This is a genomic window from Pantoea sp. 1B4 (assembly GCF_016925765.1).
Taxonomy (GTDB): Bacteria; Pseudomonadota; Gammaproteobacteria; order Enterobacterales; family Enterobacteriaceae; genus Pantoea; species Pantoea agglomerans.
In genome coordinates, this window is sequence record NZ_JAEUWZ010000005.1 from 486837 (window position 1) to 512018 (window position 25182).

A 25182-nucleotide genomic window follows, 5' to 3' on the forward strand; every position below is an offset into this window, starting at 1 on the left:
GGCAAGAGATATCAGAACCCTCAGTCAGTCTCTTTTCGTACTCACATCTATGCCGGAATGCAGACCCGGACCGTGACGCCCATCACTTATCGCTATATAATCCAATGCATAACGTATTTTGAGGATAGTTAATGAAGCGCTTCTGGCAGGCATGCACACTCGGTTTACTGATACTCCTTCCGCTCTTTTCCCAGGCATCGCGCCAGATAACCGATCAGACAGGCCGTCAGGTCACGATTCCTGACCGTGTTGATCGTATTGTGGTGCTTCAGCATCAGACGCTTAACCTGCTGGTGCAGATGAACGCGACCGATAAAATCGTCGGTGTGATGGCGAACTGGAAGCAGCAACTTGGCGACAGCTATGCCCGCCTGGCTCCTGAGCTGAATCAGAAAGCGACACTGGGGGGATCTGACGCATGTTGATCCCGAAAAACTGCTGGCGCTGCATCCGCAGGTGGTGTTTGTAACCAACTATGCACCGCAGGAGATGATCGACAGCATTACCGCGCTGGGCATTCCGGTGGTGGCTATCTCACTGCGTCATGACGAGCCGGGTGAAAAGGCAAAAATGAACCCCTCTATCCGCGATGAGGAAATGGCCTATGACAAAGGACTGCGTGAAGGGATTACGCTTATCGGCGAGATCGTCAATAAACCGGCAGAAGCAAAAGCCCTGATTACGGCCACCGATCAGGGCCACAAAATCGTCAGCGATCGCCTGAAGGATGTTCCGGCGGAGAAACGCATTCGCGCCTATATGGCGAACCCGGGACTGACCACCTACGGATCAGGGAAATATACCGGCCTGATGATGCTGCATGCGGGCGCGGTCAACGTCGCCGCAGCGACCGTAAAGGGATTCAAAACCGTGTCGATGGAGCAGATAATCGCCTGGGATCCGCAGGTGATTTTTGTGCAGGCTCGCTATCCCTCCGTCGTGAATGAAATCAACAGTTCACCGCAGTGGCAGGCTATAGACGCAGTAAAAAATCATCGCGTCTGGCTGATGCCGGACTACGCCAAAGCATGGGGTTATCCAATGCCGGAAGCGATGGGGATTGGCGAATTGTGGATGGCGAAAAAACTCTATCCACAGAAATTTCAGGATGTGGACATGAATAAGCTGGCCAATAAGTGGTATCAGCGCTTCTATCGCACCGCTTATCAGGGAACAGAGTGATGCGCGTACTGGCGGCGGGCAGCCTGAAAGCGGTCTGGCCCGCGCTGATGGCGTACTTTCCTGAGCCAGTTGAAACCCGGTTTGGCCCCGCCGGTCTGCTTCGCGAACGGATTGAAGCCGGTGAGCCCTGCGATCTCTTTGCTTCAGCCAGTGAGGAGCATCCGCAAAAATTGCTGAACGCTGGGCGAGCGCTGGCAGTCATACCGTTCACGACTAATAAACTCTGCATCACGGTTCGCAGCGATCGGCTACAGGCGGGAGACGACTGGTATCAGTTACTGACCCGCGACACACTGCGGATCGCAACCTCTACACCCACAGCCGATCCCTCTGGCGACTACGCGCAGGCCCTTTTCACCCGGATGGGCAAAGCCGGTGAAGCGGTGCGCCAGCGCGCAAAGGCACTGGTGGGTGGGCGCGACTCTGGACCGATTCCCGCAGGCAGGCTGGCGGCAGAATGGATTATCCTGGAGGATCAGGCGGATCTGTTTATCGGTTATGCCAGCCATCGGGCTGCCCTGAGCCAGATTGCCGGGCTGACAGTCGTTGATATCCCTGCGGCTTTCAATTCTGTTGCGCGATACGCCTGTGCAGTCATTACGCCAGAGGCGCGTCGGCTGGCGGATTTTTTAGAAGCGGAGCAGGCAAAAAAAGGTACTGCGGGAAGCGGGGTTTGGCGGGGAGTAAATGCCTTTTCTGTCGCGGATGACTTTGCGCCCTGTCAGCATGTCGCTTTAAGGGCGCGAAACACCGCTCATTAAAGCTTAGCGAAATCCACCTTAAGCTTGTGACTGATATGTTCAGCCTGCTCGGTAGCACTATCAGCCTCGCCAGTCAGGATAAAAGCGATCGCGAAGGCGAAATCAAACGCCGCGCCCAGATCCTGTCCACTCAGCAAATTGCCATCTTTCACTACCGAGGCATTAACGTAAACGCCATCGGTAACACCTTCTGACGAGGTGCCGGAACTGACATAGCGACGCCCCCCTTAGAAGACCCTGTGGCGCCAGCACTCTGGCCGCTGCGGAGCAGATTGGGCAGACCAGGCGGCCCGCCTCATCATGGCGGCGAATAAAATCTATCACTGCCGCATTTGCCGCCAGATTTTTGCTGCCGTCAGGACCACCTGGCACAATCACCGCATCAAATAATCGCTCCCGATTCGCCTCCAGCAGCTCATCGGCGACAACCTTCACATGATGATAACTGTTCACTTCGCGATAGGGCTGACAGGCCAGGGTTGTAACCTGAACGCCCAGGCGTGAGAGGATGTCGAGAGTGATAATAGCCTCAGCTTCTTCAAAGCCTGGGGCAAGCAGCAGAGCAACATTCTTATCCATGAAAATTCCTTTTTAATTGGTGTGGATGAAGCAGAGAGCGTTTAATCCTGGTCTGTGCAGGCGCACCCTTTACTGATCCGAATCAAGTCTGAGCAGGGTTTTTAAACGGCAGCGGGCGACACTACCGTGATGCGTCATGAAGTAAGTGCGTTTAAAACTCTTCCGGCTCGCCCGGTAGTGGCTCGGTCAGTTCCTGCCCCTTTACACCGGCATAGGTAATCACCAGTTCGGCTGGCTCATCCAGTGTGTAACCGCGATGCGCGCTGTTGACCGTCTCATTGAGGGCTTCACCCGCATGGAAGGTGCGCTGTTCGCCGCTCTCTTTATCCTCAACAATCAGGGTGCCGGAAAGAATAAACGCCGCATTCGGCATTGGATGGGTATGCCAGGGCAATGACGTATGGGCAGGTAGCGAGAGCCGCATAACGGTCAGCTCAGGTTCGCCGGTGGGATAGGCCTCGAGAACGTCACCGTTCCAGGCCTGGCTGCTGCGCATCACTTCAACCGCGTTAATTTCGTTATCTTGCTTCGACATGGTTAATCCCTGTTGATAATCAATAGAATGCCAGTAGTGACCGATAAGTAAGCTTAGAAGAAAACTGTGTTGATGCCCGCCTGCGTTTTAATAAGCCTGTTAACAGGAATTTTCCGCCAGCGAACAGAGGAATGAAAACCGGCCATTAGCGGACTGGCTGAATTACTGATTAATTAATGTTCAATATTTGCGTTGTGGTTATAAGATATATTCCTCAGTCAGTACGCAACCTGTGAGTTCTGTATTATCTTTGAAGCCATCAACCACCTGAGGGATTTCTGATAATGAAAGGTCTGTTTACGGCATTACTCGCCAGTTCTGTTCTACTATTATCCGCCTGCTCAAAAGATGACGATAACAAAGTTAAAGTTGCGATTAATACCGGGCCTGATGAAGCAATCTGGCAGGTGGTAAAGCAGGTGGCGAAAGATAAATACAAGCTCGATGTCGAAGTGCTTAACTTCAATGACTATGTGCTGCCAAATGAAGCGCTGAATAACAAAGAAGTTGATGCTAACGCCTTCCAGAGCCTGCCTTATCTGGAATCACAGTCTAAAGAGCGCGGCTATAAGTTTGCGGTAGTGGGTAAAACGTTCGTCTTCCCGATTGCTGCCTATTCGCGCAAAATCAAGAACATCAGTGAGCTGCAGAATGGTGCCACTATTACCATCTCTAACGAAGCCACCACGCTGGGACGCAGCCTGCTGCTGCTGCAGGCGCAGGGTCTGATTAAACTTAAACCGGATGTGGGGTATTTACCGACCTCACTGGATATCATCGAAAATCCAAAAAATCTGAAGCTGGTTGAAGTGGACACCCCACAGCTGACCCGCACCTTAGACGATCCCAACGTGACCCTGTCGATCATTAATACTAATTTCTCGGCTCAGGCTGGATTATCAGCGCACCGCGATGGCTTATTTATGGAAAGTGCCTCATCGCCTTACGTCAATGCGCTGGTTTCACGAGAAGATAATAAAGACAGCGATAAAATTCAGAAGCTGAAGTCAGCGCTGCAGTCACCGGAGGTGGCGGCCAAAGCCGAAGAAGTTTACAAGGGTGATGCGATTAAAGGCTGGTGAGTTGCCCGATAATCGATCATTAACGATCAAAAAAAGGCCGCACTTTGTTGCGGCCTTTTTTTATATCTGCACTTTTCTGCACATCTACTACCTGCACATCTGCCAGCACTTATACATCCGCGCCAGCCCGCAAGATCACAGGAACGGTTACGCAGCTGCGCCTTTTGGCTGAGCAGAGAGGTGCCCTGCCCACAGACTGGCGACCCATTTCACCCCTTTAGACGTAAAACGTGCCTGAGAGAAAGCGTGCTGATTTTCGCCCGTGCCGGTATGCAGCGTAAAGTAGCCGGCCTGCATATGGTAGTGCTGCGGCGTCAGGGTGCCTTTTGCGCGATACATGATGTTGCGCTCCAGCAGAAACTGGCGAAACTCCGGTTCTTTCACTTTCAGCATTTTGCAGAGCTGCCGAAAGCCCAGCGAGTCATCAACCTCAACGAAGTTATCAAAGAACGCCGCCTTGGGTGCCGAGAGAGCCAGCTGCTGCTCCGCCGCCTGACGCTGTTCAAACTGCTCAGCCCAGGCGCGAGCGGCTTCAGCCGGATTGGTAAAGTCAGGCAGATGGGTCGTCTTCTCGCGGTCCTGCCAGCGATCCAGCACTTCTGCAGTGAAGCCTGGCGACAGGCGTGCCACGGCCAGCAGCGAGTCACGCTTGCACAGACGGTACTCCTGACGCACTTCCCCTTCCCGCTCATACTCATTCACGCTGAGCGGCTGGGAGAGACGCTGAGCCGTCTCCAGACTTTTGATTAACCGCTTCACTTCTCCGTGTGTAATACCGGTCATCTGAGCCAGTTCACGACTGCTCATTGTGACCGATTGTTCCAGAGATTTGAGGCTTTCAGTTGAAATCATCATGGGTTCACCCCTCGCTAACGCTACCAATACCCGGCGGGCAGTCGATTAATTATACAAACAACTGTTCAAATATCCAGTATTTTATTTAAGCAATAACGTAACTGGAAGCTGTTACGCAAACAACAGGGTGTGAGGCGGTTTGGCGGGCTGAAGAGTGCGTGCTGAATGCCTTGCAGGAGGCGTTGCGGACTTTTGCGGCAGCATAAGCGGGTAATCCATCGCTCAGTTATTTACATATAATCACAATGATGGACACAGACTCTTTACATTACAGTATAGTGAAGGCTGTCAGCAGGTTACTGGCCTGCCGGGCTCACTATTTTGATTCGGGGTGCAGGGGCGAAATCTGGCCCGTTACCACTGAATGTCACCTTTTACTGGAGTAAGTCATGCAGCCGTTGAAAGTCGCCTTTATTAAAGCTAACTGGCACAGCGAAATCGTTTCTCAGGTTCTGACAGGATTCGAACAGGAACTGGAAAGCCGCGGTACCTCATATGAGATTAAGACATGGGATGTTCCGGGCGCTTTTGAAATGCCGCTGCTGGCGCAACGCCTGGCGCAGACCGGCAACTACGATGCGATTGTCTGTGCAGCACTGGTGGTGGATGGCGGCATCTATCGCCATGATTTCGTCGCGCAGGCTGTAGTAAGTGGTCTGATGCAGGCGCAGCTGGCAACCAATGTGCCGGTCTTCTCGGTGTCACTCACGCCGCATAATTTCCAGCCATCGGCCGAGTTTATCGACTTCTATACTCAGCATTTCTTGAAAAAAGGTCAGGAAGCGGCGCGTGCCGTCTGCCAGATTCACGCCCTGGAACTCTGATACGACTGTAACGAATGCTGACAATGCGTTTGCCTGCGCTGTTAAGGAGAGAAAGTTGGAAAATACACGTCCGCCTCTACCGCCATTTACCCTGGCTGCACAGGCGATTGAAAAAGTCCGGCTGGCTGAGGATGGCTGGAATAGCCGGGATGCGGAGCGAGTCGCTCTGGCCTATTCAGCGGACAGTAAATGGCGCAATCGCGATACCTTTCTGACCGGCCGGGCAGAAATCATCGCCTTCCTTCAGCAAAAATGGCAGCGGGAGCAGCAGTATCGGCTGATTAAAGAGTTGTGGAGTTTTGACCAGAACCGGATTGCGGTGCGGTTCGCCTATGAATGGCATGACGAGCAACGGCAGTGGTATCGCTCATATGGCAACGAGAACTGGGCCTTTGATGAGCAGGGTTTAATGCAGCAGCGTTATGCCAGCATCAACGATCTGAAAATCAGTGAAGAACAGCGGCTGTTTCACTGGCCGCAGGGCCGACGCCCTGACGACCATGCTTCACTGAGCGAACTGGGATTATAGTGCCAGCCCTTCCAGCGGAGAGCGCAGCTCTCCGCCGTCATCCACTCAGCCCTGCTCGTCCTTGTTCTCAACAAAGGTCGCTTTGTTGCGTGTGACCGTATAAGCCACTTTTTTTAACATCTTCCGGTGACGTGGTCACTTCTACCGGTGCAATGGTCACCCGACCCATACCAAACAGAGTGGGTACATAGCCACCGACCTGGTGTTTTCCGGCCGGAACATGCAGCAGCATGCTTTCGCCGTTAGGCAATCTGCCGGCGTCTTTACCATCTACAGTCAGGAATACACTGGAGCCATCATCTGCGCGGGTCTTGATGTGTGAGACATCAATCTGCGTCGGGCCAGCAGCAAATTCATCTGGCGCATCGCTGGCGGCATGTTTTGCACAGCCAGTCAGTACAGCAGCAACCGTTACAACGGCGAGACTAAAACGATAACGCATTGGGCACTCTTTCTCCTGATCATCAGAACCCGCTATTTTAGCAATTTAGCGGGAGGATGTAAGGGGGGATAAGAGTCGGCATGCTCTTAAAATAGGCTTAAAAGTACCGATTTCCCGGTATATTTGCGTAAAGAATATTTACTGAATAAATACACAGTATTTTTATTGCCTGATCGCAGCGCTTTTAACCTGCTGATCAGCATAAATTTAATCGGAGAATAACAACGAATAAGCGTAGCGTCACAGGCACATAGCGCCGATTTGCCTTAACTCTGCCTCTATTAATTGACTGTTATAAGGTTCATAGTGGTGGTTCATCCCCGGTTAATCCCGGCGGCCTTCCCCCTCTACAGAGGGCACGATATGCATTCTTATACCACCGATACTGTTTGCGCCATAACCGGCACCCATCCCGCTAACCTGAAGAGCTGGATGAAGCAGGGATTACTGACGCCGCAGCAGTATCAGGAACGCTGGAGTGATCATCACCTCAGTGAAATCCAGACCCTGGTTGGCTTAACAGCGACTGGCGCGACGCTCGACGAAATCTGGCAAGGTCAGCAGGCTGCTTCGACGGTCACCACCTATGGCTGGGCGGCGCGCAAAGGCGACCTGCTCTGGCAACTGGAATTTGGCACACCGCTGTCGCTTTCACGCCAGATGCACACGATGTCCAGCCATTATAGCGGTGATGATTTCGTCATTAATCTGCTGCGGCCGCTGAGCGCCTGGCTTTACGCCGATCTCCGTCGGGGAGCGTCACGTCGCCTCAACCGTTTTGAGCAAACCGTGCAGCAACAGGCGGATAAAGTCATGCGCGCCTCAGCGCGCAACGAATCTTCTATTCCTCTGTTTCTGGAAGCGGTGAGCGTACTTGATAAAACCGAAATCTGGCTTGAAGCCATTCGTCTTACTGCGATGGGCTTTAATGTCGAGGTTGACTCGCGTGCAACCGGGCTGCCAGCCGTTAAAACCGACCTTCATCAGCATCATGTGATGTGGTGTGGTGCCGGCATCAGCCAGCAGATGCAGGACTATTTTGAACAGCAGAGTCTGGATGGCCATCCGGTAATGCTCAGTGGACCTGATTGTAACCTGCAATTTGCCCAATCCAACGCCTCCAGCGCTGCCTGACAGCAGGCAGCGCCTTCTTTACCCCTGTTTTTCCGCGCCAGTAAATAATTTTTTTCGTTAAGAATCTCTTAAGGTGGTTCCGTATACTGGTGCCACAACCCTGACTCATTGACGAGACTAAGATGAAAAAGACCTTACTGACCTTCAGCCTTCTCCTGTTACCACTCACTTTTACTGCTGCTCACGCGGCCTCTGGCCTGACCGGTTGTGCAGCCAAAAAGCAGGAGATTGAGACCCAGCTCTCTTTTGCCCGCCAGCACAATAATACCCATCAGGTTGCCGGCCTTGAAAAAGCGCTTAGCGAAGTAAATCAGAACTGTACCGAAAGCAGTCTGCTAAAGCAGCGTCAGGAAAAAGTGGCAGAGAAAAAGTTGAAGGTACAGGAACGCGAACAGGAACTGGCTAAAGCGAAAGCAGAAGGCCGCAGCGCCAGCAAGATCCAGAAGCGCGAAGATAAACTGGCTGACGCTCGCCAGGAACTGAAAGAAGCCGAGCAGGCTCTGCATCAGTAAAACTCATTCTGGCCAGCCACTGCGCTGGCCCGTTATTCTCCCTTCCCCAGCCCTGACCCTCTCTCCTTTCTAAATACCTGATTAGCCTGCGCTATTAACGTCCAATCCATTACTTTATGTAATCCTTTGATTACTTATTCTCATGCACTTAATTGGTGCAGTAAAGTCAACATGGTTACGATCAATTATTTAACTTTTTGAACGCCCTCAAAGATTTGAAAGATAGCGATATTTCCTGTCCTATGCAGAAATTACGCACTCCACGCGCATCTTTATTCGTCTGTAAGGGGCCAGCAATACTAATCTATTCACTTACCCTGCCCCAAAACAGGGCATTACTGCGTTGTGTCATGGCTGATGCCACATCTTATTTGTTTCAGTAGTGTTAGATTATGTCGGCGCAATGCAATGCGCTCTCCATCCACGGCTCCACACAATAAATAACTTCATTAAGAAAGGTTTTTTATGGATAAGTTATCTTATGCGTCTGAAAGCAGCACATCTGCCTGGTCCACCTATTTACAGCAAATCGACCGGGTTGCGCCCTATCTGGGCGATCTTTCACGTTGGATAGATACTTTGCGTCATCCAAAACGTGCGTTGATTGTTGATATTCCTCTCCAGATGGATGATGGCTCAATTCGCCATTTCGAAGGCTATCGCGTTCAGCACAACCTTTCGCGCGGCCCAGGAAAAGGCGGTATTCGCTACCATCCGGATGTCGACCTTAATGAAGTGATGGCGCTCTCCGCATGGATGACCATCAAATGTGCGGCGGTTAACCTGCCTTATGGCGGCGCTAAAGGCGGCATCCGCGTTGATCCGTTCAAACTGTCCGACGGTGAACTTGAGCGACTGACCCGCCGTTACACCAGCGAGATCGGCATCATCATCGGGCCGCAAAAAAGATATTCCTGCGCCAGACGTCGGGACCAACAGCAAAGTGATGGCGTGGATGATGGATACCTACTCCATGAACCACGGTACAACGATTACCGGCGTTGTCACGGGCAAACCGATTCATCTGGGCGGTTCACTGGGGCGTGAAAAAGCCACCGGTCGCGGCGTGTTTATTACGGGACGCGAAGTGGCACGCCGTGCAGGTATTGAAATTGAAGGCGCACGCGTTGCGGTCCAGGGCTTCGGTAACGTCGGCAGCGAAGCGGCACGCCTGTTTGATGAGGCGGGTGCTCGTGTGGTAGTGATTCAGGATCACACCGCGACGCTGTTTAATGCCGATGGCATCAACATGGCTGCCCTGACCGAATGGCAGATCGCCAATAAGCAGATTGCCGGTTTCCCTGGTGCGCAGAGCATTGATAAAGAGGCGTTCTGGACCACAGGGATGGATATTCTGATCCCGGCGGCACTGGAAGGTCAGATTACCCGTGAGCGTGCTGAAGTCCTGAGTTGCAAAATCGTGCTGGAAGGCGCAAACGGCCCGACCTATCCGGATGCCGATGACATGCTGGCCACCCGCGGCATTATCGTGGTGCCGGACGTGGTCTGTAATGCCGGTGGCGTGACCGTCAGCTACTTCGAGTGGGTTCAGGACATGGCCAGCTTCTTCTGGAGCGAAGATGAGATCAATCGTCGCTCAGACAAAATCATGACGGAAGCGATGGTACACGTCTGGGAAAAGTCGAAGGAGAAAGATTGCTCGCTGCGTACCGCGGCCTATATCGTGGCCTGTGAGCGTATTCTGATGGCGCGTAAAGATCGCGGTATCTACCCGGGTTAATGCCTGTGGCGCTGTTGCCTGCAGCAGCGCCCTTTTCCCTGACTACTTCATCAGCACCTGAAACTTCGGATTAAATTCATCGAAAATCGGTAAAGCGGCGGCGCCGAGAGCGGCTGTATCGCTGCCGGTCATGCCAATTTTTAGTCGCATATCGTTAAGATAGCGTCCGCGCACCGACTGATAAAGCGGCGGCAATCGCTGCACCATCTGCTCCAGCAACGGCGCAGGCATCATCCCGCCAATAATTACCGCCTCAGCATCAAACACCGACTCCAGAATATTGATCGCCTGACGTAACGGCGTCGTCACATTCTCAATCCATGCGGTAAAACGCGCGGGTTCAATCTGTAACAGATCTTCGGGCAGCGCCCGCATTGGATCGAGACCGCAGAATTCATAAGCGGCCTGCAGCGAGACGTAACGCTCCAGACAGCCCTGATTTCCGCAGTAGCAGTCGCGACCGCCCGGCTCGACCACAATGTGTCCGATTTCGCCCGCATTATGGGCGTGGCCGGTATAGATATGACCATCGGTGAAGATCCCCGCGCCCAGGCCGGTGCCGATATAGAGATAGATAAAGGAGTTCAGGTGGCGCGCTGTGCCGTGAAAGCGTTCGCCTATGGCGGCGACCGTAGCATCATTTTCCAGCGTCACCGGCAGACCGCTAATGGTGGCGAGTTCAGCCTCGATATCGACCTGCTCCCAGCCGTTCAGCGTGGTCGGCCCCACTGATGAAATGCCCTCCACACCAAAAGGCCCTGGCATCACCACGCCAATCCCCAGCACTTTCTGCCACTGAGTACCCAGGAAGGCGCGCATCTCCTCCAGCACGCTGGCAATGCACGCCAGGGTGGCAGCAGGCTGGGGCTTTTGCACCAGAACGAGGCGGCGGAAACGCACTTCGCCGCTGAGATCGACCAGAACCAGCAGCAGCGTCTGGTGATCAAGATGGATGCCGATCGACCAGGCACTGGTGGGATTGAGCGTAACCGGAATTGAGGGCTGACCACGCCCGCTGCGGCGCGGCTGGCGGCTGGTCAGCAGTTCGGCCTGCTCCAGTTCCGCCACGATATTCGAGACGGTCTGCGGCGTCAGCGCCGTCATGCGGGCCAGTTCGGCACGGGTCAGTTCACCGTGCAGACGAATAGCTTCAATCACCACACGCCGGTTGTGCGCCCGCGCATGTTCAAGGTTGGTACCCGAGGTTTTCATGTTGTTTTCCATTTCAGCGGGACCCGACAGTATTGGTCTCCGAATGCATTCGGGCAAACAATATCTTTGATGCTGCACGCAATTCTCGCGCATCAGGATAGGCAATTTTGCCATAAAAGCGCAGTCTGAGTTTCAGCGTTGTTACGGCTTTGTTGCTATGCCCTCCGGCACTGTGGCACGCCGTTTGCTTAGATTCAGACAGGTCAGTTCACCCACTGACCAAAATTACGCCCCCGATTAAATCAATCAAATTGATTTAATTAACCGACAGCCTGTTGCTGCACAGTGGAGAAGACCATGTCACAGCGTTACACACCCCAACTAAAAGCCGGTTTTGCCGCCTTACTGATGTTAAGCGCAGGCAGCGCGGCGGCGGCCAGCCAGATCAATGCCCTGTTTATGACCCAGGCGGCTTACAGCGAAAATGATATCCGCGCGATGACGCAAAATTTTCAGAAGCAGCACCCGGATGTCACCGTCAATCTGGAGTTTGTTCCTTATGAGGCGCTGCACGACAAGATTGTGGCAGCGCGTGGCGCGGGCGGCAATGGCTATGATGTGGTGCTGTTCGATGCCATCTGGCCAGCGGAATTCGCCCGTTTCGATCTGCTGCAGGATGTCAGCGCACGCATTACGCCAGAGGATAAAGAGAAGGTCTTCCCGGGCGCGATGAACACCGTGGTTTACAAAGGCAAAACGCTGGGTATGCCGTGGATTCTCGACACCAAATACCTTTACTACAACAAAGCGATGCTGGCTAAAGCGGGCATCACCACGCCGCCACAGACCTGGCAGCAGGTGCTGGATGACGCGAAGATCATCAAGGATAAAAAGATTGTCACCTGGCCGCTGGTCTGGAGCTGGTCCCAGGCTGAGGCACTGGTGTGTGACTACACCACACTTGTTTCAGGCTTTGGTGGTCAGTTCTATCAGAACGGCAAGCTTAACTTCTCCAGCCCGGCTTCACTCAAGGCGCTTAACCTGATGAAAAGCTCGCTTGATGAGGGCCTGAGTAACCCGGCGTCGCGTGAATATCTGGAAGAGGATGTACGTAAATCGTTTTCTAATGGCGATGCGGCTTTCGCGCTGAACTGGACCTACATGTACAACATGGCGAACGATCCGAAGCAGAGCAAAGTGGCGGGCGACGTTGGGATCATGCCTGCGCCCGGCGATGCGCCAGGAAAAGTGGGGGCGGTAAACGGCTCAATGGGGCTGGGGATCACTAAGGGCAGCACCCATGCCAACGAGGCCTGGCAGTACATTCAGTACATGACCTCACAGCCGGTACAAAACCAGTATGCGAAGCTCAGCCTGCCGATCTGGAAATCCTCTTATCAGGATGAAGCAGTGAAAAAGGATCAGGAAAGCCTGATTGCCGCGGCGGACAAATCGCTAAACGTGATGCTGTCACGTCCGGAGACCGCTGACTATTCCCGTCTGTCGAACCAGCTGCAACAGCAGTTACAGCAGGTGTTGCTGGGTAAAGCCCCGGCGCAGGACGCGATGGCGACGGTTGATAAAAGCGCCGCCCGGCTGCGTTAAGGAGTTATGATGCTGAGTTTGCGTCAACGCGAACAGCGTCAGGCATGGGTGCTGCTGGCACCCATGTTGCTGGTGATGCTGCTGTTAACCGCCTGGCCTCTGCTGCGTACCATCTGGCTCAGCTTTACCGATGCTGCGCTGATTGGCAGTGGTGAAACGCCTGCCTGGATTGGGCTGGAAAACTATCTCTATGCGCTTAGCGATCCCGACTTTCGGGCGTCGATCTGGCGCACACTCTATTTCACCCTTGTGTCTGTCACCGTTGAAGGGATTATCGGCGTGCTGGTGGCGCTGCTGCTGAATCAGAAATTCATCGGGCGCAACGTTTTGCGGGTGCTGGTGATTCTGCCGTGGGCGCTGCCGACCATCGTCAACGCCATGATGTGGCGGCTCAACTTCAACCCTGATTACGGCAGTATCAATGCCCTGCTCAGCCAGCTCGGTATCATTGACGGTTATCGCAGCTGGCTGGGATCGCCGGAGGCGGCGCTCAATGCGGTGATGTTTGCGGATATCTGGAAAAACTATCCGCTGGTCACCCTGCTGGTGCTGGCGGCGCTGCAGTCGATCCCCGAGGATCTGTTTGAAGCGGCACGACTGGACGGTGCCTCCGCCTGGCGGCGTTTCCGGGCGATTACCTTCCCGGCGATTGTTGCACCGCTCGGCGTCGCGCTGGTGTTACGCACCATCGATGCCTTTAAAATCTTCGACATCATCTACGTGATGACGCGCGGCGGCCCGGTGGACAGCACCAAAACCCTGAGCTTTTTCGTTTATCAGGAGTCGTTCAGCTATCTGCGTGCCGGCAGCGGTGCCGCCTACGCGATACTGATGACCCTGATGTGCGCCCTTCTGATCACGCTCTATCTGCTGATGTTATGGCATCAGCGCCGCCGGAGTACCGCTTATGAAAACTAAACTGCGACGGGTCCTGCGTTACGGGGCTGCGCTGCTGGTCGCCGTCAGCATCCTGGCCCCGATGGGCTGGCTGTTTCTGATGAGCGTCAGTTCTGCCAGCGATCTCTCCCGCGTGCCGCTGGAGTGGCTGCCGCGTCAGTGGGATTTCAGCCGCTATCAGGGGCTGGTTTCGCTGGCACCGAATCAGCCCGGCAACGTTTTTCTGCACGCGCTGGGCAACAGTTTGCTGGTGGCGACGGTGGCCACAGCGATCTCGCTGCTGCTGGCGATACCCGCGGCGTTCAGCTTCTCACGCTACAGTGGTCGTGATGCCTGGCTTTCCGGCGCTCTGGCAATCTATATGGTGCCGCCCGTGGCGTTTGTGCTGCCGCTCTACTTTCTGCTGCAACAACTGGGGCTGCTCAACACCCGTCCCGGCCTGGTGATGGTCTACTGTTCGCTGATCCTGCCGTTTCTGACCTGGATGCTGAAGAACCAGTTCGACTCACTGCCACGTGATATCGAACAGGCAGCACGGCTTGATGGCCTGCGCTTCTGGCAGGTTCTGCTGCGCATTACGCTGCCGCTGGCAAAGCCGGTGCTGGGCGCTGCCGCGCTGTTCGGCTGGCTGCTCGCCTGGGATGAGTTTTTCTACGCGCTGCTGTTCACCAGCAATATTTCGGCACAGACCCTGCCGGTCGCGATTGCCGGTTTTACCGCCGGACGCGCGACCGATGACGGGCTTATCGCGGCAATCGGCATTCTGGCTTCGGTGCCGCCACTGTTTATTGCCATCTGGTTGCAGAAGACGCTGGTCAGCGGTCTCACCAGCGGCGGAAGTAAGGGATAATTATGGTCACTACCCTCACGCCCACCCTCTATGTGGTGGGCAATATAAATGTTGATTTAATCATGAGTACGCTCAGCGACTGGCCGCAGCGCGGCACGGAAGTGATGCTGCAGCACAGCGAGTTACGTCCCGGCGGGTCCGCAGGTAACTGTGCGCTGGCGCTGGAGGCGATGCAGGTGCCGCATCGGGCCATTGCCAATCAGGGCGACGATGGCTTCAGTCACTGGCTCGCCAGTCACTTTCCTCATAGCGCTGCATACTGGCCGCGCTATGCCTGTGAAACCTCGCTGACGGTAGGCGTGACCCATCCCGATAACGAACGCTCGTTTCTCAGCAATCACGGCCATATTACCGTGCTGACCGCGGACGATGTGCTGGCCCAGTTGCCGTCGCAGGCGACGTCGGGCGACATCGTACTGCTGTGCGGCACCTTTCTCTGTCTGGAACTCTATGATCACTACCCGGCGCTGCTGGCCGCGCTGCAACAGCGTGGCTTCTGTGTCGCCGTGGATACCGGCTGGCCGCCTGCGGGCTGGAGCGATGCGCTTCGCTTACAGATTGGCAACTGGTTAGCGGACTGTGACTGGCTGCTGCTGAATGAGGTGGAAGCGCTGGGCTTATCGGGCGCAGAACTGCTGGATGAAAGCGGTAAACAGCTGGCAGCCCGGCTCAGTGGTCGCGGCGGCTGTGTGATTAAGTGTGGCGCAGAGGGCGCACGTCTCTGGTCTGCCGCCTCTGTGCAGTATGCTGCTGCCCAGCCGGTAACGGTGGTAGATACCATTGGAGCCGGTGACAGTTTTAATGCCGGTTTTCTTACTGCACTGCTCTATCACCAGCCATCGCACACGGCGCTGCGCTGGGGCATTGAAGTGGCATCACAGGCGATAAGCAGCTCTCCGCGCCGCTATCCCAGCTGGCAACAACTCCAACTATCAAATGAGGTGCGCTGACCATGGCCAGTGTTGAACTTGTACAGGTAGCGAAGCGCTACGGTAAACAGAGCGTGCTGCACCCGCTGGATTTAACCATCCCTGATGGCAGCTTTACTGTGCTGGTTGGCCCCTCCGGCTGCGGCAAATCAACCCTGCTGCGGCTGCTTGCCGGTCTGGATACCGTCTCTGACGGGGCGATCATGCTGGATAAAAAACAGATTAACGATCTCGATCCTGCTGACCGGGATATCGCCATGGTGTTTCAGAGCTATGCGCTCTATCCGCATCTCACCGTCGCGGAGAATCTGGCGTTTCACATGCAGGTGAAAAAGGTGAAGCGCGAGGAGCAAAAAAGCAAAATCGCCCGCATTGCCGGCATTCTCGGCATCGATCAGCTGCTGCAGCGTTATCCAAGAGCGTTGTCGGGTGGACAGCGGCAGCGCGTGGCGATGGGCCGCGCCATGGTGCGCAATCCGCAGGTGTTTCTGTTTGATGAGCCGCTTTCTAATCTTGATGCGCAGTTACGCATGGAGTTGCGGGCCGAGATTAAGTCGCTGCATCAGCGTTTCAAAACCACCATGGTCTATGTTACCCACGATCAGGTCGAGGCGATGACGCTGGCGGATCAGATTGTGGTGATGAAAGAAGGGGTCATTGTGCAACAGGGTGCACCGCTGGCGATTTATGACCGCCCGGTTAACACCTTCGTGGCGCGGTTTATCGGGTCACCGCCGATGAATCTGCTGGATGCCCGTTTCCAGACACGCGATGGCCTGCCTGGCGTCTGCTGTGGCGAGCAGTGGCTGCCGTTGCCGCGTCGCTGGCACAGTGCGGCACAGCAGCAGGCCGATCAGCCGGTCACGCTTGGCGTACGACCCCACGATCTGATTTTTGATGCCAGCGGGCAACCCGCGGCGGTCAATATTGTTGAGATCACCGGCGAATCGACCCTGTTACATCTGAACTGGCAGGGTTTCCCGCTGCATATGCAACTGACCGGCCGCAGCGATGCCGTGCCTGGCGGCACGCTGCCGGTGACCGTTAATCCGGATAAAATGCACTTGTTTGATGCCAGCAGCGGTGTGCGGCTGACGGAGCAGTGATAAAAATAAACCCGCCAGCGGTAATGTCAGTCAGTTAAGCGACAGGTGATAACGCAGTCTGGTGCCGGGCAGGGGCTGGCCTGCTCTGAAACTTCAGTGTGTATTGTTAAAAAAAGGGCACGAGAGTGAAGGCCTGAGCGCCTCTGCTGCTGAAAGGGCTATCCGCAGCGCTGAGGCGTGACGGTGGGCCAGAAGTCCACGCCGGGAAGCGTGGACAGGTCGGGGCCGGCCAGGGAGGGCCGATCCCCGAACGGTTCGTCGGCACGACGTCAAAGCCGAAGGTACCGCGTGAGCGGCGCGAGGACGGCCCGGCAGCAGCAGAGGTGCGCTGGCCCGCACTGCGGCTCGCTCGCCCGGAAAAAAGGCTGTCACGTTTAACCGTGACAGCCTTTACAAATCTAATCTTAACTGATCAGCATTACGCCAGCGGCGAGTTTTTTATTTTGTGAAGCAGAGTCTGGATCAGGAAACATACGCCTGCTTACGCCAGATGAAACTGCTCTACCGTCTGTGACAGCACTGCGCCTGATCCTCCAGCGAACTGGCCGCAGCCGACATCTGCTGCACCAGCGCGGCATTCTGCTGGGTGACGCCATCCATTTCATTGACGGCAATCGTTACCTGGCTGATGCCACGCGCCTGTTCGCTTGATGCTGTAACAATCTCACCGATAATCCCCTGCACCGAATTCACCGCCTGCATCATCTCCTGCATGGTTTTACCGGCATCGTTTACCAGCCGGACGCCGCTCTCGACCCGCACGCTCGACTCTTCAATCAGTGCGCCGATCTCTTTCACCGCGTTCGCGCTGCGCTGGGCCAGATTACGCACTTCAGAAGCCACCACCGCAAAACCGCGTCCCTGCTCACCGGCACGTGCAGCCTCCACCGCCGCGTTCAGCGCCAGAATATTGGTCTGGAAGGCAATGCTGTTGATCATGGTTGTAATGTCGCCGATCTTTTTCGAACTGTCATCGATCTGCGCCATGGTCTGCACCACTTCACCCACCAGCGAGGCACCACGACTGGCGATGTGGGTAGCGTTTTCAGTCAGGCTGGTCGCCTGCTGCGCGTTATCGGCATTCAGGCGAATCGTGGCGCTGATCTGCTCCATGCTGGCTGCGGTCTGCTCCAGCGCGGCGGCCTGTTGTTCGGTGCGTGACGCCAGATTGAGGTTTCCGCTGGCAATTTCACCCGCCCCCTGGCGTACTGATTCACTGGAATCTTTAATCTGCCCGACAATCTGCCGGAGCTGGCTTTGCATGGTATCCAGGGCGAAAAAGAGGCTGCTGCGATCGCCGTTTTTCACCACAATCGCGTTATCCAGCTTGCCATCGGCGACGGCCAGCGCAATATGCGCCGCTTCAGCCGGCTCGCCACCAATCGGACGCAACACTTTACGGCTGAACAGCATGCCCAGCACCGTCCCGACCAGCAGAACGCTCACGACCATCAGGATCACCGCCCACATCAGCTGCCGGTTTGAGGCGGCCATCACCTGACTGACCGGTGCAACCACGCCCAGATACCAGGGTTTGTCGCTGTTACCTATCATCACCGGCTGCCAGGTGACTAAAGCGTCTTCACCCAGCACGGCATCAAATCGCTGGACGACTTTTGACGTAAAACCCTCTTTTTCGCCTTTCCAGGGCTTCCCGGCTTCATCTTTCACCGGCGAAGAGACCACATTCCCGCCGTTAGAAAGCAGCAGCGCATAACCGCTTCCCTGCCAGGGTTTGATCTGATTCACTTTCTGTTGCAGTGATGCCAGTGAAATGTCAGAGGTAACGATCGCCTTTAAGGTGCCCTGATCGATAATCGCGGCGGCGACGGAGGTGAGCAACGTCGGTACGCCGTTATAGGCATAGCTATAGGGTTCTGTGAGCGTATCTTTTTGTGTTTTTTGCGGGATCAGATAGTAATCACCCTGACCCGGTGTCAGATAGGAGAGCAGCGGATGCATCGAGTAATTACCTGACGCGTCACGATCGACAAAAAAGGCATAACGGCCCTGCGGTGCCTGACCCGGCTGTGAAGCGAACTCGGTATCACGGCCATCAAACGCATTCTGTTCAAATATCACTGACATCGACAGATAGTCAGGGTTAGCACGCAGCGCATACTCCATCACCTTATCGGCCGCTTTGCGATCGGTAATACCAACGTGGGGCAAGGCAATCAGACTTTGTCCAAGGTGACTCGCGACATCACGGGCATGGCTCAATTCCTGCTGCACCTGTAAGGCACGGCTCTGCGCAATCTGCTGCAGATACTGTTCGGCCAGGTCTTTCTGTTCTTTACCTGACTGCCAGCTGAGAACCCCAATAGTCACGGTAAATCCCAGCACTATCGTTAAACCACCCATGATTAGCATCTGCGCACGGGTACTCATTCTTTTCTTATGTGTTAACTGACTGACCATAGTGCTTCCCCTGAAATTTACCTGGCTCAATACCTCCTTGTAGTTATGGTGCTCCTGAGATCATCTATCGGCGGCGTTTTTTTGAACTTTAATGGCCATTTCCCCGCCGTGATGGGGGTCTCACAGCGCGTGATTACGGGAAGTTGATCGCAAAGGGATTATGGCGCTGCGAATGAACGGCCTTTTTTTGATCTGCAACAATACTGGTGCCCGCCATTACTGTCAGTTTATGTCAACAGTTGCTGTAGCCCCCCTTATCGCAGTGGAGATAGAACAATGATCGGTAAATCAGGATTAGCTGTTGGGATGGTTGTCTGGCTGGCGTATGTCGCCTGGATCGTTCACTACTATTCAGACACCTTTATGCAGTTCTCCCGCTAAGCAAACAGGACCTTCGGGTCCTTTTTTTTGCCCTTAATTCCACGTGATTAGCCTGTGAGCCAAATATTCGCTATTATCGACTCATTCTGTGAGCCGAATAACCTCCTTTATTCGGCTCATCCACCCTTAGCGTGAGCCGATTATGAGCGTTACCTGGATCTGGCAACAGCCGGACTGGCCCCATTTTCAGTGGCAGGACGCCGTGCTGTTACCGCGCCTGCGCCATCTGCAGCAGCAGCGCGGATTGCTGCTGGGCCGTGCCAGCCTGCATTCAGACAGTGAAACCCAGACGCTGGATACCCTGCTCAGCAATATCCTCTCCTCTTCCGCGATTGAAGAGGAGCGGGTCAACGTGCAATCGGTCCGCTCATCGCTGGCGCGGCGGTTAGGCGTGACGGAAGAGCAGCCCTATCCGGTCTCCGATCGTTCAGAAGGCCTGGCTGCCATGATGCTCGATGCCATCAACAACCGCAGCCAGCCGCTGACGCCTGAGCGTCTCTGTCAGTGGCATCGCTGGCTTTTCCCGGCCGATGAGTGGACGGTGCAGCGCCTGAGCGTCGGCACACTGCGCGGCAGTGAGCCGATGCAGGTCATCTCAGGTCGCATCGATCGTCCCACGGTGCATTTTGAAGCGCCGCCGCGACAGGGACTGGAGCCGCAGCTGGCGCAGTTTATTGAGTGGTTCAACAGCAGTCAGCATGATGTGATGCTGGACCCGTTGCTGCGCGCCGCCATCTGCCACCTCTGGTTTGTCACCCTGCACCCTTTTGATGATGGTAATGGTCGTATCACGCGTGCGTTAACCGATCTGGCGCTGGCGCAGGCCGACAGTCAGAGCATCCGGCTGTATGCCATGTCACCCGCCATTCTGACTCAGCGTGCCGGTTATTACCGCATCCTTGAGCAGACGCAGAAAGGCGGCCTGGATATCACTCACTGGCTGGTGTGGTTTCTTGATATCCTGGATGAGAGTCTGCAACAGGCGATGAACGTCATCGATCGCACTCAGATGAAAGCGCGTTTCTGGCTGCGGCATCAGGGAATGGGATTGAGTCCGGAACAGGTGAAAGTGCTGAACCGGCTGCTGGATGGCGGCGAGCAGGGTTTCGAACTGGGGATCAGCGCCAGCCAGTATCAGAAGGTCGCCAAAGTGAGTAAAGCCACCGCGACCCGTCATCTGGCCGATCTGGTTGAAAAAGGCTGCCTTTACCGGCTCGAAGGCGGAGGCAGGAGTACCCGCTATCAGGTTAACTCCCGCGAGACGCCCTGAGCCAGGCTGTTTTAACTGCTAACCGGGAGTACATCGCGATCGTTGTGATCTACTCCTGAGTGCGGGAATTACTCTTTAAGTGAAGCCCCGTTGGTCGCAATGACCTCTTTATACCAGTAAAAGCTTTTCTTCCGGCTGCGGGCCAGCGAACCTTCCCCGGTATCATCGCGGTCAACATAAATAAAACCGTAACGCTTAGACAATTCGGCTTTTGATGCGCTGACAAGATCGATTGGCCCCCAGCTGGTATAACCCATGACCTCCACGCCATCGTCAATGGCCTCACGCACCTGAACCAGATGATCGTTGAGGTAGCTGATGCGATAATCATCCTGCACGACGCCCGTTGCATCCGGTATGTCTTTGGCGCCCAGTCCGTTCTCAACAATAAAAAGCGGCTTCTGATAACGATCCCACAGCAGATTCAGTAAGGTCCGCAAGCCCACCGGGTCAATCTGCCAGCCCCATTCAGAACTCTGCAGGTGAGGATTTGGCACCATACTCAGAATGTTACCCCGCATCTGCTGATTCAGTGCTTCATCGGCGGTCACGCAGCCGGACATGTAATAGCTGAACGAGATAAAATCGACGGTCGACTGGAGTATCTGACGATCGGTATCCGTGATATCCAGCTGAATATTATTCTCACGAAAGAACCGCAACATATAGCCCGGATAAACACCACGGCACTGAACATCGCCAAAAAATTGCCATTTCCAGTTCTCCTGCAGCGCTTCCAGCACATCATCAGGCCTACAACTGAGTGGATAGACCAGCCCGCCCAGCAGCATATTGCCAATGCTGGCGTCCGGGTTAATCTCGCGACAGGCTTTCACCGCCAGCGCACTGGCGACCAGTTGATGATGAATCGCCTGATACACCTCAGCTTTGCTGCTGGTTTCCGGCAGACCCACACCGGTCATCGGCGCGTGAAGCGACATGTTAATTTCGTTAAAGGTCAGCCAGAGTCTGACTTTATTCTGGTAGCGGGCAAACACCGTACGGGCATAATGCTCAAAGAAGCCAATCACCTGGCGGTTACCCCAGCCACCATACTGCTTCACCAGGTGCCAGGGCATCTCATAATGTGACAATGTAACAATTGGGGTGATGTGGTGTGCGGCCAGCTCGTCGAATAGCCGGTCATAAAAGGCCAGACCGGCCTCGTTGGGTTGTTGCTCATCACCGTTCGGGAAGATGCGCGTCCATGCGATTGAAACCCGCAGACAGCTGAACCCCATCTCTGCAAACAGCCTGATATCGTCCGGGTAGCGGTGGTAAAAGTCGATCGCGATGTCTTTGAGGCTTTGGCTGCCCTCAACGCGCTCCGATACCGGGCCAAAAATTCCCTGTGGCTGAACGTCAGAGGTTGAGAGGCCTTTGCCCTCTTCCCGCCATGCGCCTTCAACCTGATTAGCGGCAACAGCACCGCCCCATAAAAATGAATCCGGGAAAGTTTTCATCCTGTTCTCCTTTTATTGACGAGTGACGCTGAGTAAAGGCGTACCTGCAGTGACCGCGGTCCCTGCCACAGTCATCACCTCAGGATACTCATCGCTGTTAGTGATAATGATCGGTGTTGCCAGGTCATATCCGGCATCGAGAATGGCCTGACGATCGAACTCCAGCAGCAGATCGCCGGCGCTGAATGTGTCGCCCACTTTTACATGTGCCGTGAAAGGTTTGCCGTCGAGCCTGACGGTATCGATACCCACATGGATCAACAGCTCAATCCCGCTGTGACTCAGCAGCCCTATGGCGTGTCGGGTCTGAAACAGGGAGGCCACCTCACCCGCAAAAGGCGCAATCACTTTGTTGTCGGAAGGGATGATGGCCACACCCTGTCCCAGCAGGCCACTGGCGAAGGTTGGATCGGGAATCTGACCAAGCCCCAGAACGGTGCCCGTCATCGGTGACAGAATGTCATCTTCGCCAGGGGTAATCGGGAGCGCTGCGTCTGGCGCCGTGTTTCGGGGCATGCCCGCTACCAGCGTCATGCCGCAACCCAGTATCAGCGCGAGTAGCGTCCCGGCAATACCGCCCCATAACGTGGAATCCACACCGCCAGGTGGGATCATCTGTGCGATGGTAAAGATGTTGGCAAAACCAAATAAATAAACGTGGGTGCTGCTGAGGCCGACAATGGAACCGCCAATAGCGCCCGCCACGCAGCCAAAGATAAAGGGACGGCGCAGCGGCAGATTAACGCCATAGACAGCCGGTTCAGTGATACCAAAGATCCCTGCGGTCACGGATGAACCCGCCAGCATCTTCTGTCGTGCATCCCGACTGCGCAGAAACACCCCCAGCACCGCGCCAACCTGGCCCATGACAGCAGGCAACAGCATGGGCAGCATTGAGTCATGCCCCAGTACGGCAAGATTGTTGATCATCAGTGGCACCAGTCCCCAGTGCAAACCAAAAATCACACAGACCTGCCACAACGCGCCCAGGGCGGCACCAGCCAGCCAGGGTGCCAGCGCATAAATCCACTGGTAACCGTTTGCCAGTATCTGACTTAAGCCCGTGGCCAGTGGGCCAATCACCAGGAAGGTCAGCGGCACGGTGACGCTCAGACAGATCAGTGGCGCAAAGAAGTTTTTCATGGAGGCGGGAAGTCGCCGGCTGCTCTGTTTTTCCAGCCAGCAACTAACCCATGCAGCGAGAATAATCGGGATAACCGACGCACTGTAATTAAACCAGGTTACAGGGATGCCGAGAAACGCGTCCGTCATTTCACCGGACTGCTGGCTGGCATTAAAAGCTGCAATCATCGTCGGGTGGGTCAGCGCCCCGCCAATCACCATGGTAATAAATGGATTGCCGCCAAATTTCTTCCCGGCGGTGTAGCCCAGCACCAGAGGAAAGAAGAAAAACAGGGCATCACTGGCTGCAAACCAGATTTTATACGTTCCACTTTCAACAGAAAGCCAGCCACAGACCACGGCCAGCGCCAGTAAACCTTTTAGGATCCCTGAGGCGGCGAGAATGCCGATAAACGGGGTAAAAATGCCTGACACAATGTCGATCAGATGGTTGAAAACATTACCCCCGGTCTTTTCCCCTTCTGTTGCTGCAGAAAGCTCATCAGCCAGCCCCGCTTCACTACGCACAGCCTGCCAGACATCATGAACGTGGTTGCCAATCACCACCTGAAACTGCCCGCCGCTTTCAACGACCATAATAACGCCCGGATTTTTCTTTAGCCCTTCAGCGTCGGCTTTATGGTTGTCTTTCAGTTTGAAGCGTAACCGGGTGGCACAATGAACCAGAGTTACGATGTTCTCCCGGCCACCAATATGGCTGAGGATATCCTGCGCCAGCGTGTGATATTCCATCTCGATTTCCTTACAACCGATGCCTGCGGACATCAGTTAACTGAGCCAAAAATGAAAAAAACCTGAGAACGTCCTCCTTTCAGAGGCCGCGCTCAGGTTTTGCCTGCGTAAAGCAGTAACAATCCGGTTTATGGAGCTTATTGCCCCTCTTTTCTCACCCGTTCGATGTTAATGGCGAGAAACATGATCTCTTCTGCGGTCAGATCACGCTGATAGCTTTGTTGCAGATGCTGCGCGATTTTCACCGCACATTTCCAGGCTTTGGGATAGTTATCTTTTACTGCTGTATGCAGCGATACATCGTCATCGTCCACCACGGTACGCGTCAGCATCCGCTGAGCAAAAAACTTCAGATGAGTGACAAAACGCTGGTAACTCAGCGACGATTCGATGTACTCCAGCTGCAGTTGATACTTCACCAGTTGCAGAATCTCCTGCATAACCCGGGTGACATGCATCACTTCCGGCATTTCATTATTGAGCTGCGCCGTCACCAGATGTAGCGCGATAAATCCGGCTTCATCCTCCGCCAGTTCGACATTCAGACGACGGGAAATGATAGCCCTGGCCTCCTGACCCAGTTCGAACTCTTTGGGGTAGAGGCGTTTGATATCCCACAGCAACACATTTTTAATTGCCAGACCTTTTTTCTGCCTTTCAATGGCAAAGTAGCAGTGGTCGGTCAACGTGATATACAGGCTCTCCTGCAATGTCCCCAGACGTTGTGTTGCCAGATCAATAATGCGGTCGCAGGTGGTCATCACTTCTGCAGGGATCTGGTGTAACAACTCCTCCAGACGACGTACCAGCAGATCACTTTGCAGCGCAAATACCTTCTCAATGTGCGCAGCGTTGAGACTGTCACCGATGCGCTTCTGGAAAGCCAGTCCACGCCCCATCACGACCTGTTCGCGTCCCTGCTCATCCTGAACCATCACCACGTTGTTATTAAGAATTTTGGCGATTTTCATCGGAACCCCAGAAACAAAAAAAACCTGACATCCGACAGAGGCCAGAAGTCAGGTTTTGCCTGCCTAAGCAGTAACAATCCAGTTCG

At 54.7% G+C, this 25182-nt stretch carries 18 protein-coding genes and 5 pseudogenes; 14 read left to right on the plus strand and 9 right to left on the minus strand.

Annotated features, from left to right (window positions below; translation table 11 throughout):
* Window positions 1-131: 131 nt before the first annotated feature.
* Both JNO11_RS23895 and JNO11_RS23900 read left to right on the plus strand, forming a co-directional pair.
* A pseudogene (locus tag JNO11_RS23895) lies at window positions 132-1182 on the plus strand (ABC transporter substrate-binding protein).
* The gene (locus JNO11_RS23900; RefSeq protein WP_325178042.1) at window positions 1182-1943 is read left to right on the plus strand and encodes a molybdate ABC transporter substrate-binding protein; all 762 of its coding nucleotides are present in this window, start codon (window positions 1182-1184) and stop codon (window positions 1941-1943) included. Before JNO11_RS23895 ends, JNO11_RS23900 begins: the two are co-directional and overlap by 1 nt.
* Here JNO11_RS23900 and JNO11_RS23905 read toward each other — a convergent pair.
* Window positions 1940-2522 (minus strand): annotated as a pseudogene (locus tag JNO11_RS23905) (DJ-1/PfpI family protein). The gene JNO11_RS23900 and the pseudogene JNO11_RS23905 overlap by 4 nt on opposite strands.
* A 151-nt stretch (window positions 2523-2673) precedes the next feature.
* A complete protein-coding gene (locus tag JNO11_RS23910) occupies window positions 2674-3057 on the minus strand; it encodes a cupin domain-containing protein (RefSeq protein WP_010670360.1) in 384 nt (127 codons plus the stop codon).
* A gap of 284 nt (window positions 3058-3341) precedes the next feature.
* Here JNO11_RS23910 and JNO11_RS23915 point away from each other — a divergent pair, with 284 nt between their 5' ends.
* On the plus strand, window positions 3342-4139 hold the full coding sequence (locus JNO11_RS23915) for a MetQ/NlpA family lipoprotein (protein ID WP_325178043.1): 798 nt from the start codon (window positions 3342-3344) through the stop codon (window positions 4137-4139).
* A gap of 147 nt (window positions 4140-4286) precedes the next feature.
* Here JNO11_RS23915 and JNO11_RS23920 read toward each other — a convergent pair whose 3' ends face one another.
* Complete coding sequence (locus JNO11_RS23920; RefSeq protein ID WP_010247108.1) at window positions 4287-4994, minus strand: phage antirepressor KilAC domain-containing protein; 708 nt, start codon at window positions 4992-4994, stop codon at window positions 4287-4289.
* A gap of 389 nt (window positions 4995-5383) precedes the next feature.
* Between JNO11_RS23920 and JNO11_RS23925 the strand changes: the two genes are divergently transcribed.
* Both JNO11_RS23925 and JNO11_RS23930 read left to right on the plus strand, forming a co-directional pair.
* On the plus strand, window positions 5384-5818 hold the full coding sequence (locus JNO11_RS23925) for a 6,7-dimethyl-8-ribityllumazine synthase (protein WP_325178044.1): 435 nt from the start codon (window positions 5384-5386) through the stop codon (window positions 5816-5818).
* A 55-nt stretch (window positions 5819-5873) separates the two neighbouring features.
* Window positions 5874-6347, plus strand: coding sequence for a nuclear transport factor 2 family protein (locus JNO11_RS23930; RefSeq protein ID WP_022624329.1), 474 nt, complete (start codon window positions 5874-5876; stop codon window positions 6345-6347).
* Between the two features lie 45 nt (window positions 6348-6392).
* On the opposite strand, the pseudogene JNO11_RS23935 reads toward JNO11_RS23930, so the two are convergent.
* Window positions 6393-6789 (minus strand): annotated as a pseudogene (locus JNO11_RS23935) (hypothetical protein).
* Between the two features lie 363 nt (window positions 6790-7152).
* On the opposite strand from JNO11_RS23935, the gene JNO11_RS23940 reads away from it, so the two are divergent.
* The 3 genes and pseudogenes from JNO11_RS23940 to JNO11_RS23950 all read left to right on the plus strand — a co-directional run bounded on the left by JNO11_RS23940 (window position 7153) and on the right by JNO11_RS23950 (window position 10176).
* Window positions 7153-7923: a MerR family transcriptional regulator gene (locus JNO11_RS23940; protein WP_022624330.1), complete on the plus strand. Its 771-nt coding sequence runs from the start codon at window positions 7153-7155 to the stop codon at window positions 7921-7923.
* A gap of 122 nt (window positions 7924-8045) precedes the next feature.
* Complete coding sequence (locus JNO11_RS23945; RefSeq protein ID WP_010247098.1) at window positions 8046-8435, plus strand: DUF1090 domain-containing protein; 390 nt, start codon at window positions 8046-8048, stop codon at window positions 8433-8435.
* Between the two features lie 465 nt (window positions 8436-8900).
* Window positions 8901-10176, plus strand: a pseudogene (locus JNO11_RS23950) (Glu/Leu/Phe/Val dehydrogenase).
* A gap of 42 nt (window positions 10177-10218) precedes the next feature.
* Here JNO11_RS23950 and JNO11_RS23955 read toward each other — a convergent pair.
* Window positions 10219-11388, minus strand: coding sequence for an ROK family transcriptional regulator (locus tag JNO11_RS23955; protein WP_010247093.1), 1170 nt, complete (start codon window positions 11386-11388; stop codon window positions 10219-10221).
* A gap of 297 nt (window positions 11389-11685) precedes the next feature.
* On the opposite strand from JNO11_RS23955, the gene JNO11_RS23960 reads away from it, so the two are divergent.
* The 5 genes from JNO11_RS23960 to ugpC are packed head-to-tail and all read left to right on the plus strand — an operon-like array spanning window position 11686 to window position 16715.
* Window positions 11686-12933, plus strand: coding sequence for an extracellular solute-binding protein (locus JNO11_RS23960; protein WP_033780246.1), 1248 nt, complete (start codon window positions 11686-11688; stop codon window positions 12931-12933).
* 9 nt (window positions 12934-12942) lie between these two features.
* On the plus strand, window positions 12943-13851 hold the full coding sequence (locus JNO11_RS23965) for a sugar ABC transporter permease (protein ID WP_022624334.1): 909 nt from the start codon (window positions 12943-12945) through the stop codon (window positions 13849-13851).
* Window positions 13841-14680: a carbohydrate ABC transporter permease gene (locus JNO11_RS23970; protein WP_033760458.1), complete on the plus strand. Its 840-nt coding sequence runs from the start codon at window positions 13841-13843 to the stop codon at window positions 14678-14680. The genes JNO11_RS23965 and JNO11_RS23970 overlap by 11 nt, the downstream gene beginning before the upstream one ends.
* Before the next feature lie 2 nt (window positions 14681-14682).
* Complete coding sequence (locus JNO11_RS23975) at window positions 14683-15630, plus strand: carbohydrate kinase family protein (protein ID WP_064690787.1); 948 nt, start codon at window positions 14683-14685, stop codon at window positions 15628-15630.
* 2 nt (window positions 15631-15632) lie between these two features.
* Window positions 15633-16715, plus strand: coding sequence for a sn-glycerol-3-phosphate ABC transporter ATP-binding protein UgpC (gene ugpC, locus JNO11_RS23980; RefSeq protein ID WP_031590703.1), 1083 nt, complete (start codon window positions 15633-15635; stop codon window positions 16713-16715).
* Between the two features lie 481 nt (window positions 16716-17196).
* Here ugpC and JNO11_RS23985 read toward each other — a convergent pair.
* A pseudogene (locus JNO11_RS23985) lies at window positions 17197-19136 on the minus strand (methyl-accepting chemotaxis protein).
* A 523-nt stretch (window positions 19137-19659) separates the two neighbouring features.
* Between JNO11_RS23985 and JNO11_RS23990 the strand changes: the two are divergent.
* Window positions 19660-20787 carry a Fic family protein gene (locus JNO11_RS23990; RefSeq protein WP_182500646.1) on the plus strand — a complete coding sequence of 376 codons (1128 nt, stop codon included), beginning with the start codon at window positions 19660-19662 and terminating at the stop codon, window positions 20785-20787.
* A gap of 68 nt (window positions 20788-20855) precedes the next feature.
* On the opposite strand, the gene ascB is transcribed toward JNO11_RS23990, so the two are convergent.
* From ascB to bglG, 3 genes are all read right to left on the minus strand, one after another.
* The gene (ascB, locus tag JNO11_RS23995) at window positions 20856-22250 is read right to left on the minus strand and encodes a 6-phospho-beta-glucosidase (RefSeq protein ID WP_325178045.1); all 1395 of its coding nucleotides are present in this window, start codon (window positions 22248-22250) and stop codon (window positions 20856-20858) included.
* Window positions 22251-22262: 12 nt separating this feature from the next.
* Window positions 22263-24125, minus strand: a complete 1863-nt coding sequence (bglF, locus tag JNO11_RS24000) for a PTS beta-glucoside transporter subunit IIABC (protein WP_325178046.1) — start codon at window positions 24123-24125, stop codon at window positions 22263-22265.
* 137 nt (window positions 24126-24262) lie between these two features.
* Window positions 24263-25096, minus strand: a complete 834-nt coding sequence (bglG, locus tag JNO11_RS24005; RefSeq protein ID WP_325178047.1) for a transcriptional antiterminator BglG — start codon at window positions 25094-25096, stop codon at window positions 24263-24265.
* Window positions 25097-25182: the final 86 nt, after the last annotated feature.

Bases quoted from the DNA above. Each gene is read 5' to 3' on its own strand.
- JNO11_RS23975 (WP_064690787.1), top strand. From the start codon at position 14,683: ATGGTCACTACCCTCACGCCCACCCTCTATGTGGTGGGCAATATAAAT.
- JNO11_RS23970 (WP_033760458.1), top strand. From the start codon at position 13,841: ATGAAAACTAAACTGCGACGGGTCCTGCGTTACGGGGCTGCGCTGCTG.
- bglF (WP_325178046.1), bottom strand. From the start codon at position 24,125: ATGGAATATCACACGCTGGCGCAGGATATCCTCAGCCATATTGGTGGC.
- JNO11_RS23925 (WP_325178044.1), top strand. From the start codon at position 5,384: ATGCAGCCGTTGAAAGTCGCCTTTATTAAAGCTAACTGGCACAGCGAA.
- bglG (WP_325178047.1), bottom strand. From the start codon at position 25,096: ATGAAAATCGCCAAAATTCTTAATAACAACGTGGTGATGGTTCAGGAT.
- JNO11_RS23990 (WP_182500646.1), top strand. From the start codon at position 19,660: ATGAGCGTTACCTGGATCTGGCAACAGCCGGACTGGCCCCATTTTCAG.
- JNO11_RS23945 (WP_010247098.1), top strand. From the start codon at position 8,046: ATGAAAAAGACCTTACTGACCTTCAGCCTTCTCCTGTTACCACTCACT.
- JNO11_RS23910 (WP_010670360.1), bottom strand. From the start codon at position 3,057: ATGTCGAAGCAAGATAACGAAATTAACGCGGTTGAAGTGATGCGCAGC.
- ascB (WP_325178045.1), bottom strand. From the start codon at position 22,250: ATGAAAACTTTCCCGGATTCATTTTTATGGGGCGGTGCTGTTGCCGCT.
- JNO11_RS23955 (WP_010247093.1), bottom strand. From the start codon at position 11,388: ATGAAAACCTCGGGTACCAACCTTGAACATGCGCGGGCGCACAACCGG.
- ugpC (WP_031590703.1), top strand. From the start codon at position 15,633: ATGGCCAGTGTTGAACTTGTACAGGTAGCGAAGCGCTACGGTAAACAG.
- JNO11_RS23965 (WP_022624334.1), top strand. From the start codon at position 12,943: ATGCTGAGTTTGCGTCAACGCGAACAGCGTCAGGCATGGGTGCTGCTG.
- JNO11_RS23960 (WP_033780246.1), top strand. From the start codon at position 11,686: ATGTCACAGCGTTACACACCCCAACTAAAAGCCGGTTTTGCCGCCTTA.
- JNO11_RS23940 (WP_022624330.1), top strand. From the start codon at position 7,153: ATGCATTCTTATACCACCGATACTGTTTGCGCCATAACCGGCACCCAT.
- JNO11_RS23915 (WP_325178043.1), top strand. From the start codon at position 3,342: ATGAAAGGTCTGTTTACGGCATTACTCGCCAGTTCTGTTCTACTATTA.
- JNO11_RS23920 (WP_010247108.1), bottom strand. From the start codon at position 4,994: ATGATGATTTCAACTGAAAGCCTCAAATCTCTGGAACAATCGGTCACA.
- JNO11_RS23900 (WP_325178042.1), top strand. From the start codon at position 1,182: ATGCGCGTACTGGCGGCGGGCAGCCTGAAAGCGGTCTGGCCCGCGCTG.